Genomic DNA, 18,374 nt, shown 5'->3' with positions numbered 1-18,374 from the left:
TAATTACTGGCAGGTTGCCGCGCCAATATCAACCCATACTGCTGCAACACCCGGTACATCACCTTTAGTCCAGTAGCTCGCCTTCCATACACGACCGTTATAGCGAGTAGTTTGACCGCCGTTATACACCACACTAGCATCCCAACCGAGATCAACTTGGCTGAGTAACTGCCATTGATCAGCAGTGCGAGATGGCGTATTGCCCTGCGTCCAGTACTTCGCTTTCCATACCAACTGACTGTGGCTCACAGTATCGCCCGTGTTGTACACCACACTGGTTTGCCAAGCAGGATAGTTACCGGCATTAGGATCGGTTGCATCACAACCACCACCGATTACTTTTGGCGTCACGGTGAGATTCGTCGATGCGCTCGCATCCAAGGCACCATCGGAAACCAGCACGCTCAAACCATAGCTGGTCGCTTCGGTGACATTAGGCCCAGTGACCACTAAGGTGGCACTATTTTGTCCGGTTACCGACACGCCAGCGGGCACAGTCCAAGCGTAAGTTAAGGCATCACCGTCGGCATCAGAGGCACTCGCCACTATGCTAACAGTTTTACCCGCTTCCACTGTGGCAGTGGCAGCTACACTCACCACGGGAGCTTGGTTCGGAGTATCCGCCTTATTGGTCACTGTCACTGAATCTGTGGCAGATAGCCCTTCAGGATCAATCACTTTGAGGCTAAAACTATAGGCAACATCAGTTTGCGTTGCAGCCAATTGAATCGCCGCATTCGCCATATCGGCGTTTGCGATGGCAATCGTTGGGCCAGACACTTGAGTCCAAAGATACGTCAGCGCCTCATTTTCAGGATCGCGCGATCCGCTACCATTGAGCACCACATCGGCGGGACCTGTGACATTCACATCCGCACCCGCATTGGCAATCGGCGCTTTATTCACCGGTGGCGTAGTTCCTTCGCCATGACCTAAACCTTCGTGCATCGCATTTAGAATATCGCCGTTATCGGCATCAATTTCCCATGCAAATAAACCACCTAGCTGATTGGCAAGCACATATTGGCCCTTGGCTTTAACGGAACGCGCATCATCGAAAGTGATTAAATCGCCCGTAGATGCCTTGAACAAAGATGGCGCCTCGGCCGTTTCGTCATAGCTGTAAGTCCAACCACTTCCCATGTAATCGTTCGCTATCTGACGATAATCCACCACACCAGCTTCCCAAGTACCTTTTACTTTGCCCGTTGCCGTCCCCGTGAAAGGATTATTACCACTGTAGCCATTCACACCTGTCCAGCCGCGGCCATACATAGCGGCACCGACCACAATTTTCCCTGGGGTCACACCTTGGCCTAACAGCGCATTAACGCCATTAGCGGTGGTGTAACGAGTATTAGGATCCCAACTCGCTTCATACAGATTGGTTTGATGGCCGAGTTCAGTATTAGTCCAACCACCATTAAAGTCGTAACTCATCAAGAAGATGTAATCCATGTACTGCTGAGCAGCCTGATAATCGACTTTTTGAATTTTATCGTCACCTGCGCTAATAGCAGAGGTCAGCTCATAGGTACGACCCGTTTCGGCGCTTAGTTCATCAAGCATCGTCCGCAGTTCACGCATCAGAGTCACATAGGTTTCACCGTCATTGGCATTACCTAAATTTGGGTTAGCGCCATTCCCCCCTGGAAATTCCCAGTCGATATCCACGCCATCGAAGAATTTCCATGTCTGTAGAAACTCTTTCACCGAAGCGACAAAGATATCGCGCTTGGTTTTATCACCGAAGAAAAAGAAGGGATCCGAGAGGGTCCAACCACCGACCGAAGGTAAAATCTTCAAATCTGGATGTGCTTGCTTAAGTGCCATCAATTGACCAAAGTTACCTTTGTAAGGATCTGAATGCTCACTCACTCCCGCCTGCGGTATTTGAATCGCCGCCCAAGGATCGTGAATCGCAACTTTAAAATCACCACGACCACTACAGGCACGTTGCAACGCTTCGAAACTGCCTTCGATTTCTTTCAAGCTATCATTGATTCCATCACCACCACAAATTGGGGTAAAGCCATATAAAATATGGGTTAAGTTTTGCGCAGGTATCTTATCGACCGGGAATTTACGACCGTATACGCCCCATTCGACAAAGTAACCTCCCACCACTTTGCCTGATTTATTCGCATAGGGACGGTTGTTTTCTTTTAGGGGAGCATTGAGTGGCACTAAATGGCTGCCGTCGGTATCAGCCACGAGGATTTGTTTAGCATCACTCGCCGTACAGCCATCGCTGTTACACAGTTGTACTTGCATCTGATAACGGCCGCCCTTGTTCACCTTAAAGTTAGCGGTTCCCGACGCGCCAGATGGGCCTTCCCAAACCACATTGCCGTTGAGCAACACTTGGGCTCTATTGCCCACATCGCCACTCCAAAGGTTCCAACTGACGGAGACATCGGCGGCATCTTTCACAGTAACTAATTGATTGTAAGCGGTAGCCGCTTGATTCACTTCAATAATAGCGAACTTAGTTTCGCCCCAACCTAAAGTCGGTTTACCGGGTGCAGCTGCAAAAACGCTGGCACTGATGGTAGATGCCAGCGCTGATGCCACTAGCAAGGCTGATGTTGAAATTTGAGTCTTGAACATGAGATATCCCTATTGAATTTTTATATGAATCAATAAGGCAAACAAAGCGTAGACAGGAAACAGCACTCTCTTAAAACCATGCAAAACGACTGACAACTGCACGAAGAAAAACCTGTGGTATCCCCGCTATCATAGGTACAGACGAACCCTTAGACCGGAGGCTTTGCGTCCCAGTTTTTCAACTGGTTTGCCTTTTACACACAATGACAACGTTGTCATTGCAAATATCAGCATAAGCGTAAGCGCAATAAAATTGCAACAAAATATTATCAACTGCGTTATTGGCTAAAATCGTAAATAGAACTAGTCATCTGATAAGAAAGGAATTATGCAAATTAAACTATCGCTAATATTTACTTTGGGTAATGAGGATTATCTGAATACTTTAAGAATAAAAAAAACAGGACTCGATATGCCAAAGGCATCATAAGTCCTGCTTTATATTTCACAATTTATGTCGCTTATGCAGCTAAAACTCAATCACTAAACATTCATGGCGCAAACCATTGTCGAGCAACATTATGATCCTTATGCGCGGGGCATTTATTATTCTTATGCGCGGGGGTAGTCCCTTGCGAGCATCACAGATAAACCGCGGCAAACCAAGGTTTCCATATCATCGACACGATTGATTTTCATCTCAGCTAAGGGCGCGCTCAATGCCATTTGCTTTAAGCTTTCGAGACAGCCTTTGTAGTAAGGAGCGCTATTCATCATACCGCCAGCAAGCCAAATTCGATTGGGATTAAACAAATTAACCGCCCATGCTAATCCCATGCCAAGATAACTGCCCGCGCGATATAAATCATCCTGAGTGGAGATTTTGCGGCTGCGCACTGAATCGCCACTGGCCAGTTGCTCTAAACTAAACTCACCAGATTCTGTCATCACGCGACAAGGCCCCAACTCCCCCGCCACGCCCGTCGCTCCCGTAAAGACTTGTCCATTAAAGGCAATAGACATACCGATCCCAGTGCCGCACATGACCAATAACTCACAGGCATATTTGGCATCACAAGTCGCTTGCATACCCGCATCGATATCGTTGCAGATAAACTTAAGCTCACCCTGGGTTTTGACTGTATCGAAGCTCAATCCATTGAGTCCAGGTAAAGATTTACAAGAAACCAAACGATTATTTTGTACCAGTCCAGGTACGGCAATCGCTAGTTGGTAATGCTGTAAATCATAATCACGTTCAAACGCCGCAATTTGATTATTTAACTCTTCAATTTTAAAACCTTCACCTGTGGGGATTTTATATTGTTCTGTATGTCCCGCGAGCTGAAGTTCGAACAGGGCTTTGGTACCGCCCACATCTATTGTTAGTATTTGCATCGCTTACTCCACTGATACATGTGCCCCACTCTGACCCCGAGTAGAGATGGCAAATGTTAGCATAGGGTCCAAATGTTAGCGATTGAATAAAACTTAAGTTGCTAATTTTTAAGGAACAAGTCCTAATTAAAACATGACCAACCTTTTATTTAATTCACTTTTCATGCTCAAAATCACATAAATAAATTAACAACAAACCCCATAACCTCAAGCGTCTTACCTGCACAAATTCACGATTGTATACAAAATCCTTTATTCGCTACCCTTGCATCTAGCGCGCTAGACTTGCGATAATCCGAGCCGGTTAAAACTCAAATCAACATATACCCAAGCTACCTGAAGATACGAGTTTCAGAGCGCCTAGGGTGCTTCAATTCAAGGCGTATCAATGACAGAATGTCGGCTACCTTTTGAATTGATGCAACACGGAAGTGAAGTGCCCTAGACGCTCCGTCCCGGCGGTTTTTAACGCACTTTATACTGCGTTGGTTATTTTTAACTTAGCCCACTAGGTCTGCAAATAACCGCAATCGCCATGGATGGCGTGAATGCCATTAATGCAGGAGCAATTAATGGCCTTGCCTAAAGTGCGTTAAATTACCGCTGAATCCTGCATCTTCAGGTTGTTTGGGTATAAACCATTCATCCTTAGGCGATCTTCGCCTACCGACTCGCATAGCATGCCAGTCTTAATTGGAGCCCTTATGTCACAATCAATCGCTAACCGTCTCGGTGCTATTCGTAACGAATTAACATCTGCTAATCTCGATGCTTTTATTATTCCCCGTGCCGACGAATATCTGGGCGAATATGTGCCAGCACATAACGAACGTTTGTACTGGGCAACCAACTTTACCGGTTCGGCGGGTATGGCTATCGTATTGAAAGATAAAGCCGCAATATTTACCGATGGCCGCTATACGGTTCAAGTTCGTTTGCAAGTCGATGCCACACTTTTCAGTTATGAAAGCCTAACCGATACACCACAAATTGAGTGGTTATGTGACACGCTACCAGCAGGATCTCGCGTTGGCTTCGATGCGCGCTTACACACCTTAGCTTGGTATGAAAATGCCAAAGTAACCTTAAATAAATCCCAAATCGAATTAGTTGCAGTTGAACAAAACCCCATCGATTTGCATTGGCAGAATCGCCCAGCACAGTCGAACGCGCCTATCACTTTGTTTAGCAACGAGAGTGCTGGTAAAACCAGCCTGCAAAAACGCATTGAAATTGGTGCATTAGTAAAAAAAGCCGGTGGTGATGTTGCCTTAATCGCCGCCTTAGATTCTTTCTGCTGGCTACTCAACATTCGCGGCAATGATGTACCGCGCCTGCCCGTTGTACTCGGCTGTGCCCTGCTCCACGCCAATGGTGATATGCAGCTTTTCACCGATTTAAGCAAACTCCCAGAGGGCATTGAGGAGCATGTTGGTGCTGGCGTAAGCTTTAAGGACGAGGCATCTCTTGCCGATACACTCGCCAGCATGCAGGATGTAAAACTACTTGCCGATCCGAATTCTGCAAACGCTTGGGCACAAAACATTGCCCGTGAGGCAGGAGCAAAATTAATTGCTGGAATCGATCCTGTCGCTTTACCTAAAGCGCAGAAAAACGCCTCAGAACTGGCCGGCATGCGTGCCTGTCATATCCGCGATGGCGTCGCAGTGAGTCGATTCCTTGCATGGCTCGATGCCGAAGTGGCAGCCAATCGTATGCACGATGAAGGCACCCTTGCGGATAAATTGGAAAGCTTTCGCCTAGATGATGAGCGTTACCGCGAGCCAAGTTTCGACACGATTTCAGCTGCCGGTCCTAATGCCGCTATGTGCCATTACAATCACAACAATGGCACACCAGCCATGATGACAATGGACAGCATCTACTTAGTGGATTCTGGCGCTCAGTATATTGATGGCACGACAGATGTGACCCGTACCATTGCGATAGGTGAAGTGACCGATGAGCATAAAAAAATGGTTACGCTGGTGCTAAAAGGTCATATTGCCCTCGACCAAGCTCGCTTCCCGAAAGGCACCTCAGGCCAGCAGCTCGATGCATTCGCCCGCCAATATTTATGGCAACATGGTTTTGATTACGATCACGGTACAGGCCATGGTGTGGGTCATTTTTTAAGTGTGCACGAAGGTCCGCAGCGCATAGGTAAAAATGTCAACGGTATCGCATTGATGCCCGGCATGGTGCTTTCCAACGAGCCGGGTTACTACCGCGCCGACGACTTCGGTATTCGCCTAGAAAACCTCGTCGTAGTGCAACACTGTGAAGCACTTAAAGGGGCTGAGCGTGAAATGTATGAATTCGATGCGTTGACTATGATCCCTATGGATGCGCGCCTTATTGATAAGAGCCTGTTAACGCAAGGGGAAATAGACTGGTTTAATGCCTATCATCAGCAAGTATTCAATACACTTTCTCCGTTGATGTCAGGGGATGAATTGGCTTGGTTAACTCAAGTGACTAAAGCAATTTAGCACTCCGCTGATAAGTAGCAATTTAAGTCGTTATTTTAGTCACTTACGCGCTATAAAATAGAACGCCCAAGGCAATTAGCATTGGGCTTTTTTTTAGCGCTATCAGTGTGTTTTAAAACCCACGTCTTATTTCAAAACCATGATTTCAAAACACGACTTAAAAACATGAGTCGCTAAACCATAGTAGGTTGTGCCATCGGCTGATAAGCATCATCCAGCGATGCCTTAGATAGCACTTCAAACTCTTGATGAATTTCAATAAAACAATCGACTAATTCAGGGTCGAAATGCTGACCTTTGCCTTCAATAATTAAGTCGATAGCCTCTTGGTGGCTAAAGGGCCGCTTATAACATCGGGGAGAAGTCAGCGCGTCATAAACATCAACTAGGGCCACTATCCTCGCCGAAAGCGGAATATCTTCACCTTTCAAACCAAGGGGATAACCACTACCATCCCACTTTTCATGGTGACCCGAGGCAATATCGCGGCCCATCTGAATAAAAGTACATTGGGGCGCATATTCCAACAAACTGCGTAGCACTTGTCCCCCGATCACAGGATGAGCTTTAATTTGCTCAAACTCCTGCGGCGTTAATTTACCCGGTTTAAGCAAAATCGCATCGGCAATACCGACTTTACCTATATCGTGCAAAATGGCCGACAAACTAATGTCTTGAATATAATCTTCGTTCAATTCTGCAGGAGGATTGGCGGCCAGTAGTCGCTGCGACGCGAGCATTTTCGAATACTGCCGCATACGTAGCAAATGCGCGCCCGTTTCGTTATCTCTGTATTCGGCGAGTTTAGCTAAGCCTAATACGGTAGCTTGGCGTGATGCTAAGGTTGAATCGAGTGCGTCAGCCAACTTACCTAATAAATAAGTGATAGTTAACGTCAACATGGCATTGGTCACGATAAAATTGACCACGACAACGGCCCAAATACCGACACTATAACCTTGGGTTTCAGGCCAATTGAGCCAATTAAAATGATAGGCAAAACCAATCAATACCAAACTTAGCCCATTCAAACACTGGGCATATAAGCTGGCTCGATTGCCTAAAAAAATACCGACTAACGGCGGGAAAATAAATAACCAGAAAAAACCAGCTCCCGAAGGGCCAATCGCAATTAAAAAACCGATGCCAATTGCAAAACCCAGCAAGCAGCCACAGCCAAAACGCGTACTATCAGCAAGCTTAGGAAAATACAGTAAAAGCAGTAAAAACAGATAAGCCAGCGTATCAAATACCACCATAAACCAGAGATCGGCGATGACGCATAAATACACACTAGTGATGTATACAGGCACGCAGAGAATCGCTAGAAAGCCAAATAAACGTTCAAAGATCAAACGTCGCCAATGTGGCAGTGCCGCCGCTGTTCCCAAGGACGCTGTGGCTAATTTAGTTACACCACGCCTAAGTGATATCGCCATGGGAAGTTCCTCTTATGTAGCATTCCCGCTGTGAGCTAATAAACTAGAAGAGCAAAATCAAGATACACCACTGAAGCAAGGAAAAATAAGCCATCTTTTGTTGCCCATTAAAGAATAGACTAAGGCCAATAAAGCGCTCCATGGATACTGCGATATCAAGCCGAATCAAGGACATTAGCCCAATATCATCGAACATAATTTATATTTAAGATGAAAGACAAATACCCACTCAAGACATAAAAGAATAACCCTATACAAAATACTAGAATTAACGATTTAACAGGATAAACGCTCGTTTAACACCATATTCTCACTACTTAAAAACTTTATATATTGCAATAGCTTATAAATACGACGAACGATTGATTTTCACCTGTCAGCCATGAGAAACCGCTCTCCTATACCCACACAAAAATGATACTCTTATCACATAACAAGCTTACTCCAATGAGAGTCAGCACAATAAAATTCGCGCCTAATACCGCGCCCTGAACCCTAATGAACCACATCGGCCCTGAATGGACACACTAAATGAGCCAGAGTAACGCCTCAGCGAATAAAATAGTTAATACACAGAGATCAGATCAAGAAATCCGCTTAACACCACAGGATGAACTCATTTCCACCACTGATACTCGCGGTATCATCACTTACGTTAATGCCCGTTTTGCCGAAGTCTCAGGCTATAGCGATCAAGAATTAATTGGCAGTGCCCACAATATGGTGCGCCATCCGGATATGCCGAGTGTCGCCTTTAAAGAAATGTGGGGAAAACTTAAGTCAGGCCAATCTTGGCGCGGCATAGTCAAGAACCGCTGTAAAAATGGTGGCTTCTATTGGGTCGATGCCTTTGTTTCGCCCTTGTTTGAAAACGGCACTATTATCGGTTACCAATCGGTGCGCATTCAGCCTCAAGCCGCCTACGTCACGAAAGCTAATGAGATTTACCAAAGACTCAAATTAGACAAATCCATTCCTAAACCCTTAAGTTTAATGCAAAAACGTATCGTATCTGCGGTTGTAGCCTCCACAGGTTTACTGATCGCTGGCTACTTTTGGGGCTGGGGCGTAATTATCGCAGGGGCGATTCTGATGAGTTTAAACCTCGCCATTTTCTACGATGAGGCTTTTCGTATCCCCGCTAAACTGATTGAAATGCAAACCAAATATGACTCTATCAGTCGTTACATTTACTCGGGTGCAGATACCTCTTCTATCCTCGATTTCCAGCTCATCATGCTACAGGCCAAAATGAATGGCGTACTTGGGCGCACCCAAGATCAAGCCAATCAATTACATGCAATTGCCGATCAATTAGTGGTCGCGACCGAGCAAACCTATGTCAGCCTAGATCAGGAGAAAAGTCAGCTAGAACAGCTCTCTGGCGCGATGGAAGAAATGAGTTCAACCATCACAGAAGTGGCGCAGAATACCCATCTCACCTCTACCAGCATCAATACCGCCTATGATCTCTGCCTTAAAAGCAGTGCCAACATGAAGGCCAACACTCAAAAAATGGAGCAACTGGCAAAGTCTGTTGCCGATGCCACCAACAATGCCCATCAATTAAATAAAGAAGCCGAGCAAGTCGCTAATGCGATGGGCGAAATTGACTCTATTGCCGAGCAAACTAATCTCCTCGCCCTCAATGCCGCGATTGAAGCTGCCCGTGCGGGTGAACAAGGCCGTGGGTTTGCCGTGGTCGCCGATGAAGTACGCGCCCTATCGAGCAGAACCCAGCTATCGACCAACAGTATTTCTAAGAGTGTCGATAAGATGTTCACTATGCTCAACGCATGGGCCAAAGAAATGGAACAAAGCCGTCAACATGCGGAGCGTTGTGCCAGCGATATTCAGCTGTCCGCCGACAATGTAAACACCATTTACCAAGAAGTGAGTGACATCCACACCTTTGCCCAACAAAATGCAGTGGCAGCCGATCAACAGCGTCAAGTGGTCAATGAGATCGCCAGTAATATTCACTCCATCACCCATGCCAGCGCCGAGAACTTAGCCGCAACCCATCTGATTGGTGATGCAGCCCATCTTCTTAAACACAATGCCGAAAAAGCCCTCGGTCTGAGGCGCACCTTCGGTTAAACATAAATACAAGATCCAAAATACCGCAGCCTAGGTTGCGGTATTTTCTAATATAGCGAGCTTTAATCCGTATTGTTGAGTCCATATTTTACTCAACCCTTGTATAGATCAATAAGACCTAGCCCACCTGAACCAGTACCAAGCCTTTTATCCCCTCCTGATGAAATGATGCAGATAAAATGCCAAAACACTAAAAAGTACAGGTTTTAACCGAAATTTTTGCTATACTCCGCGCCCGCCATTTTTCTTATAAAATCTGTGTGGAAGAATGAGCCAGCCGGTACACCTCTCTCCTTTAGACGAGTGATAAAGAGGCTAGTGGCGCTTGAATGTTTGAATAAGTGAACGATAGGAATCCAAAATGAGATTTGAATCTTTTAGTTTTTCCCCCGAGATTTTGCGCGCTATCTCAGATTGCGGTTATCAACAAATGACGCCTATTCAGCAGCAAGCGATACCTGCTATCCGCCGCGGCCAAGATGTCTTAGCCAGTGCCCAAACCGGTACGGGTAAAACCGCCGCTTTCGCGCTGCCGATCCTGCAAAAGATGGTTGAAAAGCCAAGCGAAACGCTAAAGTCGAATGCCCGCGTATTGATCCTTACGCCGACCCGTGAGCTTGCAGCTCAAGTGGCTGACAACGTTACGGCTTACTGCAAATACTTAAACTTCAGTGTCTTAACCATTTACGGCGGCGTAAAGATTGAGACTCAAGCGCAAAAGCTGAAACGCGGCGCCGATGTGATTGTTGCCACCCCTGGTCGCTTACTTGAACACCTTACCGCCTGTAACTTAAGCCTGTCGAACGTCGACTTTTTAGTGCTAGACGAAGCTGATCGAATGCTCGACATGGGCTTTAGCGCCGATATCCAAAAAATCCTTCAAGCGGTAAATAAGAAGCGTCAAAACCTGTTGTTCTCGGCCACTTTCTCAAGTGCGGTGAAAAAACTCGCCAACGACATGATGGTTAAACCGCAAGTGATCAGCGTTGATAAACAAAACACTACAGCCGACACCGTCAGCCAAGTAGTTTATCCGGTTGAACAACGCCGTAAACGCGAACTGCTTTCTGAGCTTATCGGCAAGAAAAACTGGCAACAGGTATTGGTATTTACTGCGACCCGTGAAGCCGCCGATACGCTAGTCAAAGAATTAAACTTAGATGGTATCCCATCTGAAGTGGTCCACGGTGAAAAAGGCCAAGGCAGTCGTCGCCGCGCCCTGCGTGAGTTTGTGGCGGGTGATGTGCGCGTACTGGTTGCCACCGAAGTTGCCGCCCGTGGTCTAGACATCCCAAGCCTTGAATACGTAGTCAACTATGACTTACCTTTCCTCGCAGAAGACTATGTACACCGTATCGGTCGTACAGGCCGTGCGGGTAAAACAGGCGTAGCCATTTCATTTGTGAGCCGCGAAGAAGAGCGCACCTTAGCCGATATCGAAAAATTGATTGGCCAACAGATTCGCCGCGTCACTGTGCCAGGTTATGAAGTTGGCAGCCGCGAATTGCTATTAAAGCAATTGCAAACCCGCCGTAGCTTTGCCAAGAAGCAACAAAGAACCGACAACGTCGGCGCTCAAGTTGCTGCTGAGAAAAACATGCAGGGCCGCCGCGTAAAAATGAAAGTTGGTCAAGCACCGAGCAAGGCAAAAAAACTTAAGTAATTATCCGTTAATTGATATTATCAGTGTTTGCCAATATTGATAAAACAGCGATTTTAAAGCGTCCATAACCGGACGCTTTTTTATACTTACTCAATAATAACCTTGGTAACCTTTATCTCACCGTATTATGTTACCCAATAACGCTTGAAGCCTTGTTTCATTTATACTATTTTCGCCTCGCCACCCTGCGAGAGGAAGCATAATATCCGATCGAGTACTTCCAGGGTATTTCACACTACAGATATCGGTAAAATGGGTGAATCCATCATATAAAGGTTTTACATACGGATTTGGCATAATTCCCAATTCAGCCAATACCATTAATTGTCCGCGAAAACTATATTTCTCATAGTTAGGAATAATTTTAGTTTTCTTGATGCGCTGTTCTAATTTTCCGGGTGTTTCATCTTGAGGAGCTTGACGGATCATATCGATTAACGATGTCAATATACTGATATCCTCTGGTGTAGGAGCACAAGGGGGAATGGCAGTAAACTCCTCTAATTCAACGAGATTACCACACCACCTTTCATTCCATACACTCCCGGCATAGCAACTGAATATTTTATGTCCTTTTTCTATCCAAACATTTCTTCTTATTGAGCAAACGGGACAAACATCCCCTTCGCTGACTATTTTATGTTCGGGAACCGCTTGAGCGAACAAATAACTTAATATGGGTTGTCTTCCTCTTGGAAAACTTGAAAAGCCACATATATATGCCGAAATCAAATTCTCAATCGATAAGTGAGGATGCTCAAGCAACGTTTTATAAGCGTTAATACATTCATCATGACTATATTTGATTATCTGATTAACAGGATAACCACTCTGTTCAATTGTTAGTATTTCTGCATTAGATAAACAGTCATTAGAATAGTGTGTAGTCCCAGACTCGCAATCAAACTGGTCTCCATTATCTATTCTTTGCATATATCCATTTTCGTCTTTGATATAAGACTTTTTAAAATAGATTTTCTTTAATATTTTAAATAATCCCTTATCCATTTACAGCTCCCGTGATTGAATATTGAAGTGCAATACAATTTATCGATGACCACGTTGAACGCCACCATAGCGCTCCAAATACTTCACCATTTTTTGACTCGTGGCGGTATAACTACCCATATGAAACTCGCCATGCCAATGGGCCAGCTCAACAGGAAGGTGACCTAAGTTATTGGCATGATGGACATCGGCCCCAGCTTCAACCAGTAACATGAGAATATCGAGTAATTGCAGTTGGCAGCAATGCAATAAAGCCGTCATATTTTGTGAGTCGATATATTCGACATCAACACCCTGTTTGATCAACTGTTTTACGGTAATGATATCGTGTTTTACCACTGCATCAATTAAGGCTTGCCCCATCAGCTTGTCGTTCACTCGTTTTAACCACTCCAACACTACGCTGTAATCGCGATAAAATCCAAATGGTTACCGTTATAAATACCTCACCAACCAACCCCATCAGTATCACATTGGTGCAATCATCTGCATTGGCTTGTAAGAATGTTCGGCAATTGCCGCTCTTTTAATGCTCATACCCGTTTAGTGCTAACTCGAACCACTCTTAAGCAAGTTAGACATAACAAATACAGATTTACGCAATATCTCTTTTTCTAAAACGAGGGAAATATTAACAACAACGACTTAAAAAACGAAGAAAACAAAACCAAATTAAGGACTTTATATGCAAACCGCTTCGATGTTACACAGGTTTTACTGCACAACCATCTTACTACTAACAAGTCTAACGGCTATTGCGCAACCCATTGCTAAGGATGAATTTTCCATCAGTCCGCTACTTAATGGTCAGCAAATCCCTAAGGTAAACTTGCAAGATATCAATGACAAAACGGTCGATTTAGCAGAATTAACCCAGAAAAAACCAACCATTTTCTTCTTTTACCGTGGTGGCTGGTGCCCATTTTGTAACAATCAAATGGGGCAACTAAAAGCGATTGAGCCTGAGTTATTAAAAATGGGCTTTCAGTTAGTGGGAATTTCACCCGATACGCCAGCTCAACTTAAGGCTTCGGCGGCAAAAAATGAACTTAAATATCTGCTGCTTTCCGATGAAAAAATGCTGGCATCCCAAGCCTTTGGTTTAGCTTTTTACACTAGCGAAAAGGTGACTGAAACCTATACCGCACGCCTTAATCTCGAGAATCCTTTATGGATCACCCCAGAAGGTGCCAAACGTTTAGTCTTACCTGTACCCGCCATTTATATCAGCGACGACAAGGGATTAATTCATTTTCAATATATCAACCCTAACTACAAAGTGAGGCCCGCGCCAAAGCTGATTTTAACCGCCGCGAGTTTGGTGGGATCGCAAGAATAAATATCGGTTTAACGACCGCTTTGCTAAACTAGCTCCGCCGCAATCAATATCGTCCAAGTTCAAATAGATAACATCACTTCAGCCCGCGGCGGAGTCATAATGAATTCTCAAACCTATAACCAAGCTGTGCTCGAACTCGCCCTTGCGGGTCTTGCCGATTTAACCGCTTCAGCACAGACCAAGAAAGCCCAGCGCACCTCTGCGCAGGAAAGTCATTTTTTGTGTAATTGGATGGTCGAGTCCTTAAAGGAAAAACGCTTTTCTAAACTGGTAGCCGACGATCTCACGGCTTGGATACGTTTGGCTCGCAGCCAAGGTGCGGGCGCCGAACTCAAGCGTTTACTAGAAAGGATAGTGTATCAATATCAATCAATTGAGACATCTGAGCCCGCTTTAGGCACGGCATTAAATGCCATGATAGAAACCTTAAAACAAGCCGATTGGTTAGTCTTTACTGACACTGAAATCAGTGCCAAGCTGAAACTCGATGGTGATGGTCAATCTAGCTTAGTGATTGATGCCAAAGAATTTAATCAACATATTAAAGACAATCAGCTGATCAAGCCAATCAACTTATATGTCCGCGCCGATGAACAGACACTAACGCGTATCGCCCTGTCCCATGGGTTATTGCTCAGCCAAGGCAACAAGAAAACCAGTTTGATTAAGCACCATAAAACCTATCAAATTTTCCCTAATAATCAGCAACCAGCTTTGTGTCAGCTATTGGCTTAAGGTGTAATAGCGAAAAGTTGAAAATAGCTTAAATATGGCGGATGTGACTGATTGTGATCCTATAAACAATTCATTCACACAGTTTAGATAGAATGACCATCGGATAGGTCTTGGCTAAAGCAGAGATAACAAGGATAAAAGCAATATGGTTAAGCGATGTTTGCAGTATAAACACTTAGTTCGATTTGCCTTGTTCACCCTTTGCTTGACTCAACAGCACGCCTTTGCGGAACAGCTCAAATACAATATCACTGGCTCCTATTCTTGGTATCCGTATTTTATCGGTGATCAAGCCGAGGCGCCGGGGATGATCACTGAGCTTATTCCGATGATTTTATCTATGGCTGAAATCAAAGGTGAAATCCTCGCCCTGCCGCCAAAGCGCACCAATAATGCGCTAGAAACTGGTCAACTCGACTTTGATATCGTCAGCCCCAGTTGGTTTGAAAAGCAGGATTTAGGGCCGCTGTTTGTCAAATCGGCCCCCATAATGCAAATCACTGAATATGTGGTCACATTGCCAGAGAATGTCAGTAAATATAAAGATATCAGCCAGATAAAAGGGCAAGAAATAGGTACAGTGCGCGGTTATTTATATCACGACGATAAAGATTTTATCCGTGCAGACTTTACCTCAGAGCAGGAGCTGATCAAAGCCTTAGATAAACACAGAGTCAATGCTGTTATTGCTGGTAATTACCCAGCCTTGTATTGGTCGACTCAGTTGCGGATCCCTGTCGCACTGGCGGCAGTGCATTCTGATGGTGACTTAGTGTTTAGGTTGCGAAAAGAACATGCCGATTTGCTTCCTGCCATCAATCAAGCCATAGCGACACTGAAGGCCAATGGTAAAATTGACGAAATCATCAAAAAGTACACTCAAACGCTGGCAAGCTAATTTCACGCTAGCTATATGAGATATTTGCGATAAAAAAGCGCCCGAAGGCGCTTAATCAATATCAATAAGGTAGCAGAATCTCAGTTTGACCATTCACAAGGATCATAATTAGCGAGTACGGCCGCATAACTGTGACTCAATCCCAGAGTCGAGTAGTAATAACCTTTCCCCTGATTGTCCACTGCATAATGGATATCCTCGGCCCCAAGCTGTTGCGGCAATTGCTCACGCACATTGGCTAATGTAGGCTCATCATAAAGATAGGGGGCAAACGTCAGTACACTCTCCAGATAGACCTCAGTATGGCGGCAGCTATTGCGACGGATCTGGGCAATAATGGCCTCAAACGCTTCACCCCGCTCCAATGCTAACCATTGCTCAGCGTAACGTTCAACTATGCTTCTGTCGGAATAGAAGAAATACCGCTTATCCGACAAACGCATCTGCACATCCTTGTAAGCCTCATTGAGGATTAGGCGAATATAACTGTTAACCGTTTGCTCACTATCCCACTCGAGCCCTGCCACGGCGGCGATTTGCTCCGCCGTGACTAAGCGTCCGTGTTGGCTAAATACCCTGATATAACCGACAAGTTCAATCATAGTGTCCAACTATAGTGTTCAACTGGGTAACAGGCCTCGCGCCGCCAATCTATCGGCAACAAAACCTAGGCTAAACTTGTCGAGCGTGGCCCGAGTTGGCGCACCGGTTTGAATATCCCAACCAAAGGCTTCATAGAACATGTCCAGCGCCGTTTGCATGTCTGCGCGGTCCATCTTGATGGTGCCCTCTTGACCGAAGTTTTTATCTGGATTCAAATCATAAACCCAGTCACTGAGCACATCATGCTCTTCGCGCATATTGCTTTCATTCATTTGCAATACGGTTAAGGCACGGTGTAAATGCAGCACTCTTTCCGCCTTAAAGTCCAATTCCGTTTCTGTGGTTTCAATCCCAGTCACTAAACTGAACATCTGCGATTCAATAGTGCTATCGCCTTCATAGTTGCGATTTTTATCCGGTGATGCCAACAATGGGAACATCCAGTTACACAGTGTCAGAGAGTCATGTAATACGTTTTTCACCAGCGACCATTTTGCAAAACGGATCTTAGCCGCATTGATTGGGGTATACCAATTCACCTTATCGAATGCACCTTCACCCCATTTTTTCTCGGCAATCGCCACTGTCATATCGTGTGGCAAACCACTGTTAACTATGTTGATGTGGGAATGGCACTGAGCATCACGGTTAAAGACGACGTTGATTAACGTACCCACCTGACCCGCGGTTTCACTGGCATGGTGCACGGCAGCATTGGTTTTCTTGTTGAATACCTTAGTGGCACTTTCTTTGTGAATATCCCAATTACCTAACTTGGGATTGGTTCCATCTAACCCCCAACGCTTGATCAAATCATATAAGCCGTCGGCCATATGGGAGATTTCACCTTCTTTAAACGCCACTCGGCGATAAAAATCAAGTAAGAAAGCGGGATCTTGGTTATCCCAGAGCGCCCAAGGAATACTGTTAAATTCATCTTCAGGTAATAAATGCTTAAACATATCCTTTGTTTTTAGGAATTTAAATAGATGAGAAATGGAGCCATAGTTACACCAAATACCATAGTCATCGAGAATATGAGCCCCTAAAGCGCCCGCCATCGCATGTGCTTCTGTACCATTTTTGGTGCCCATTAAATACTGTGGTACGAGGAATCCCATACAGACGTTAGATATATGTTCGGTTTTACGACCGTATTTGCTTTTCAATTCAGGGACTTTTAGCTCGCAGAAGCAACGTATTGGGCATGAATGACAGCCTCCCGTACGCTTCATCCACTTATTGGCGTATTCCACACCTATGTAGCTTTCTGCCATTGAAGTTCGAAACCCAATACGATTGCGTTCATTCCATGGCACTTCGCCTAAATCGATTTCTTGATCGGCAGCGCCCCACTTCAAACCGGGCCGAGATTTCCAGCGGCTGATGGGTGCTGAGTACTCAGCCCAAGATTGCGGCGTTGAAGGAACGACACCATTATTGTTGGCACCGATAATACCTAAAATATGGTCATCTAAGGCACGCATCTTTTCATTATTGGCGGCGATTTTAACGGCGCCAGTGCCGATAATGCCGATCCCTTTACAATTTTTTGACCCCATTACCGAGCCATGACCACCTGCTGAGTGCCCGCCCTGAGTCATAATGACAGAAAGAGGCACTTGGTTTTCACCCGCTTGGCCAATCGCAGCGACTTGTGCATTGGGTCCCATCATTTGCGCGATCATAGCGTGGGTATCAAATATACCTTTACCCCATAGGGCATCGGCAGGTTCAATCGTGACCTTATCATCCACAATTTTAAGCCACACAGGGCTGCTCGCTTTGCCTTCTATTGCTATCGCATCGAAACCCGCAAATTTCATTGCGGGTGAAAAATGCCCACCAAAGTGACCATCGGCAATCAGATGTTTTTCAATTACGGGACTACGGGAAGTAATGGTTGTTCGTCCAGTACAAATAACGCCTGAACCCGTTAATGGTCCGGCAGAAAAGACAATAATATTATCTGGGTCGATTGCTGTAATATTATCCTTATGATCATCCCACAATATTTTATAACCAATACCCATGCCACCGATATAGTCATAATATTTATTGATTGGCTCATACCATATATGATTAGTTGTTAAATTAACTCTGAGGACTTTACCCGCCCAACCACCTATTTTATCACTCATATTATTTC

The 18,374-nt window shown here is 45.2% G+C and carries 13 protein-coding genes and 1 riboswitch; of the genes, 6 read left to right on the top strand and 7 right to left on the bottom strand.

All coding sequences use genetic code 11. The annotated features are described in order from the left end of the window. Window positions 1-3: 3 nt before the first annotated feature. On the bottom strand, window positions 4-2,610 hold the full coding sequence (locus RA178_RS06515; RefSeq protein WP_306684981.1) for a glycosyl hydrolase family 18 protein: 2,607 nt from the start codon (window positions 2,608-2,610) through the stop codon (window positions 4-6). 113 nt (window positions 2,611-2,723) lie between these two features. Continuing rightward, window positions 2,724-2,812, bottom strand: a riboswitch (cyclic di-GMP riboswitch). A gap of 350 nt (window positions 2,813-3,162) precedes the next feature. Further along, a complete protein-coding gene (locus RA178_RS06510; RefSeq protein WP_028761333.1) occupies window positions 3,163-3,948 on the bottom strand; it encodes an ROK family protein in 786 nt (261 codons plus the stop codon). Window positions 3,949-4,652: 704 nt separating this feature from the next. On the opposite strand from RA178_RS06510, the gene RA178_RS06505 reads away from it, so the two are divergent. Then, window positions 4,653-6,440, top strand: coding sequence for an aminopeptidase P family protein (locus tag RA178_RS06505; RefSeq protein WP_306684980.1), 1,788 nt, complete (start codon window positions 4,653-4,655; stop codon window positions 6,438-6,440). A 173-nt stretch (window positions 6,441-6,613) separates the two neighbouring features. On the opposite strand, the gene RA178_RS06500 is transcribed toward RA178_RS06505, so the two are convergent. Beyond that, on the bottom strand, window positions 6,614-7,879 hold the full coding sequence (locus RA178_RS06500; protein WP_306684979.1) for an HD-GYP domain-containing protein: 1,266 nt from the start codon (window positions 7,877-7,879) through the stop codon (window positions 6,614-6,616). Between the two features lie 531 nt (window positions 7,880-8,410). On the opposite strand from RA178_RS06500, the gene RA178_RS06495 reads away from it, so the two are divergent. Both RA178_RS06495 and RA178_RS06490 read left to right on the top strand, forming a co-directional pair. Next, window positions 8,411-9,979 (top strand): methyl-accepting chemotaxis protein, encoded by a 1,569-nt coding sequence (locus RA178_RS06495; RefSeq protein WP_306684978.1) that lies wholly within the window; start codon window positions 8,411-8,413, stop codon window positions 9,977-9,979. A gap of 361 nt (window positions 9,980-10,340) precedes the next feature. Next, a complete protein-coding gene (locus tag RA178_RS06490) occupies window positions 10,341-11,642 on the top strand; it encodes a DEAD/DEAH box helicase (protein WP_028761337.1) in 1,302 nt (433 codons plus the stop codon). A 117-nt stretch (window positions 11,643-11,759) separates the two neighbouring features. Here RA178_RS06490 and RA178_RS06485 read toward each other — a convergent pair whose 3' ends face one another. Both RA178_RS06485 and RA178_RS06480 read right to left on the bottom strand, forming a co-directional pair. Next, window positions 11,760-12,650, bottom strand: a complete 891-nt coding sequence (locus RA178_RS06485; RefSeq protein WP_306684977.1) for a hypothetical protein — start codon at window positions 12,648-12,650, stop codon at window positions 11,760-11,762. A gap of 39 nt (window positions 12,651-12,689) precedes the next feature. Then, window positions 12,690-13,028, bottom strand: a complete 339-nt coding sequence (locus RA178_RS06480; RefSeq protein ID WP_263178129.1) for an ankyrin repeat domain-containing protein — start codon at window positions 13,026-13,028, stop codon at window positions 12,690-12,692. Window positions 13,029-13,335: 307 nt separating this feature from the next. Between RA178_RS06480 and RA178_RS06475 the strand changes: the two genes are divergently transcribed. From RA178_RS06475 to RA178_RS06465, 3 genes are all read left to right on the top strand, one after another. Continuing rightward, window positions 13,336-13,989: a peroxiredoxin-like family protein gene (locus RA178_RS06475; protein ID WP_306684976.1), complete on the top strand. Its 654-nt coding sequence runs from the start codon at window positions 13,336-13,338 to the stop codon at window positions 13,987-13,989. A gap of 99 nt (window positions 13,990-14,088) precedes the next feature. Then, entirely contained in the window at window positions 14,089-14,724 is a 636-nt protein-coding gene (locus RA178_RS06470; RefSeq protein ID WP_263148865.1) for a DUF2913 family protein, read from the top strand. Window positions 14,725-14,869: 145 nt separating this feature from the next. Beyond that, window positions 14,870-15,622, top strand: coding sequence for a substrate-binding periplasmic protein (locus RA178_RS06465; protein WP_113939376.1), 753 nt, complete (start codon window positions 14,870-14,872; stop codon window positions 15,620-15,622). An 80-nt stretch (window positions 15,623-15,702) separates the two neighbouring features. Here the strand turns inward: RA178_RS06465 and RA178_RS06460 are convergent, their stop codons facing one another. Both RA178_RS06460 and RA178_RS06455 read right to left on the bottom strand, forming a co-directional pair. After that, window positions 15,703-16,224, bottom strand: a complete 522-nt coding sequence (locus RA178_RS06460) for a YdhW C-terminal domain-containing protein (RefSeq protein WP_028761343.1) — start codon at window positions 16,222-16,224, stop codon at window positions 15,703-15,705. An 18-nt stretch (window positions 16,225-16,242) separates the two neighbouring features. Beyond that, window positions 16,243-18,366: an aldehyde ferredoxin oxidoreductase gene (locus RA178_RS06455; protein WP_105251825.1), complete on the bottom strand. Its 2,124-nt coding sequence runs from the start codon at window positions 18,364-18,366 to the stop codon at window positions 16,243-16,245. Between the last annotated feature and the right edge of the window lie 8 nt (window positions 18,367-18,374).

The organism is Shewanella oncorhynchi (assembly GCF_030848765.1).
Classification (GTDB): Bacteria; Pseudomonadota; Gammaproteobacteria; order Enterobacterales; family Shewanellaceae; genus Shewanella; species Shewanella oncorhynchi.
This window is presented reverse-complemented; position numbering and strand designations above follow the sequence as displayed.

Excerpts from the sequence above, each read along its gene's own strand:
- RA178_RS06515 (WP_306684981.1), bottom strand. The coding sequence starts at position 2,610 with ATGTTCAAGACTCAAATTTCAACATCAGCCTTGCTAGTGGCATCAGCG.
- RA178_RS06510 (WP_028761333.1), bottom strand. The coding sequence starts at position 3,948 with ATGCAAATACTAACAATAGATGTGGGCGGTACCAAAGCCCTGTTCGAA.
- RA178_RS06505 (WP_306684980.1), top strand. The coding sequence starts at position 4,653 with ATGTCACAATCAATCGCTAACCGTCTCGGTGCTATTCGTAACGAATTA.
- RA178_RS06500 (WP_306684979.1), bottom strand. The coding sequence starts at position 7,879 with ATGGCGATATCACTTAGGCGTGGTGTAACTAAATTAGCCACAGCGTCC.
- RA178_RS06495 (WP_306684978.1), top strand. The coding sequence starts at position 8,411 with ATGAGCCAGAGTAACGCCTCAGCGAATAAAATAGTTAATACACAGAGA.
- RA178_RS06490 (WP_028761337.1), top strand. The coding sequence starts at position 10,341 with ATGAGATTTGAATCTTTTAGTTTTTCCCCCGAGATTTTGCGCGCTATC.
- RA178_RS06485 (WP_306684977.1), bottom strand. The coding sequence starts at position 12,650 with ATGGATAAGGGATTATTTAAAATATTAAAGAAAATCTATTTTAAAAAG.
- RA178_RS06475 (WP_306684976.1), top strand. The coding sequence starts at position 13,336 with ATGCAAACCGCTTCGATGTTACACAGGTTTTACTGCACAACCATCTTA.
- RA178_RS06470 (WP_263148865.1), top strand. The coding sequence starts at position 14,089 with ATGAATTCTCAAACCTATAACCAAGCTGTGCTCGAACTCGCCCTTGCG.
- RA178_RS06465 (WP_113939376.1), top strand. The coding sequence starts at position 14,870 with ATGGTTAAGCGATGTTTGCAGTATAAACACTTAGTTCGATTTGCCTTG.
- RA178_RS06460 (WP_028761343.1), bottom strand. The coding sequence starts at position 16,224 with ATGATTGAACTTGTCGGTTATATCAGGGTATTTAGCCAACACGGACGC.
- RA178_RS06455 (WP_105251825.1), bottom strand. The coding sequence starts at position 18,366 with ATGAGTGATAAAATAGGTGGTTGGGCGGGTAAAGTCCTCAGAGTTAAT.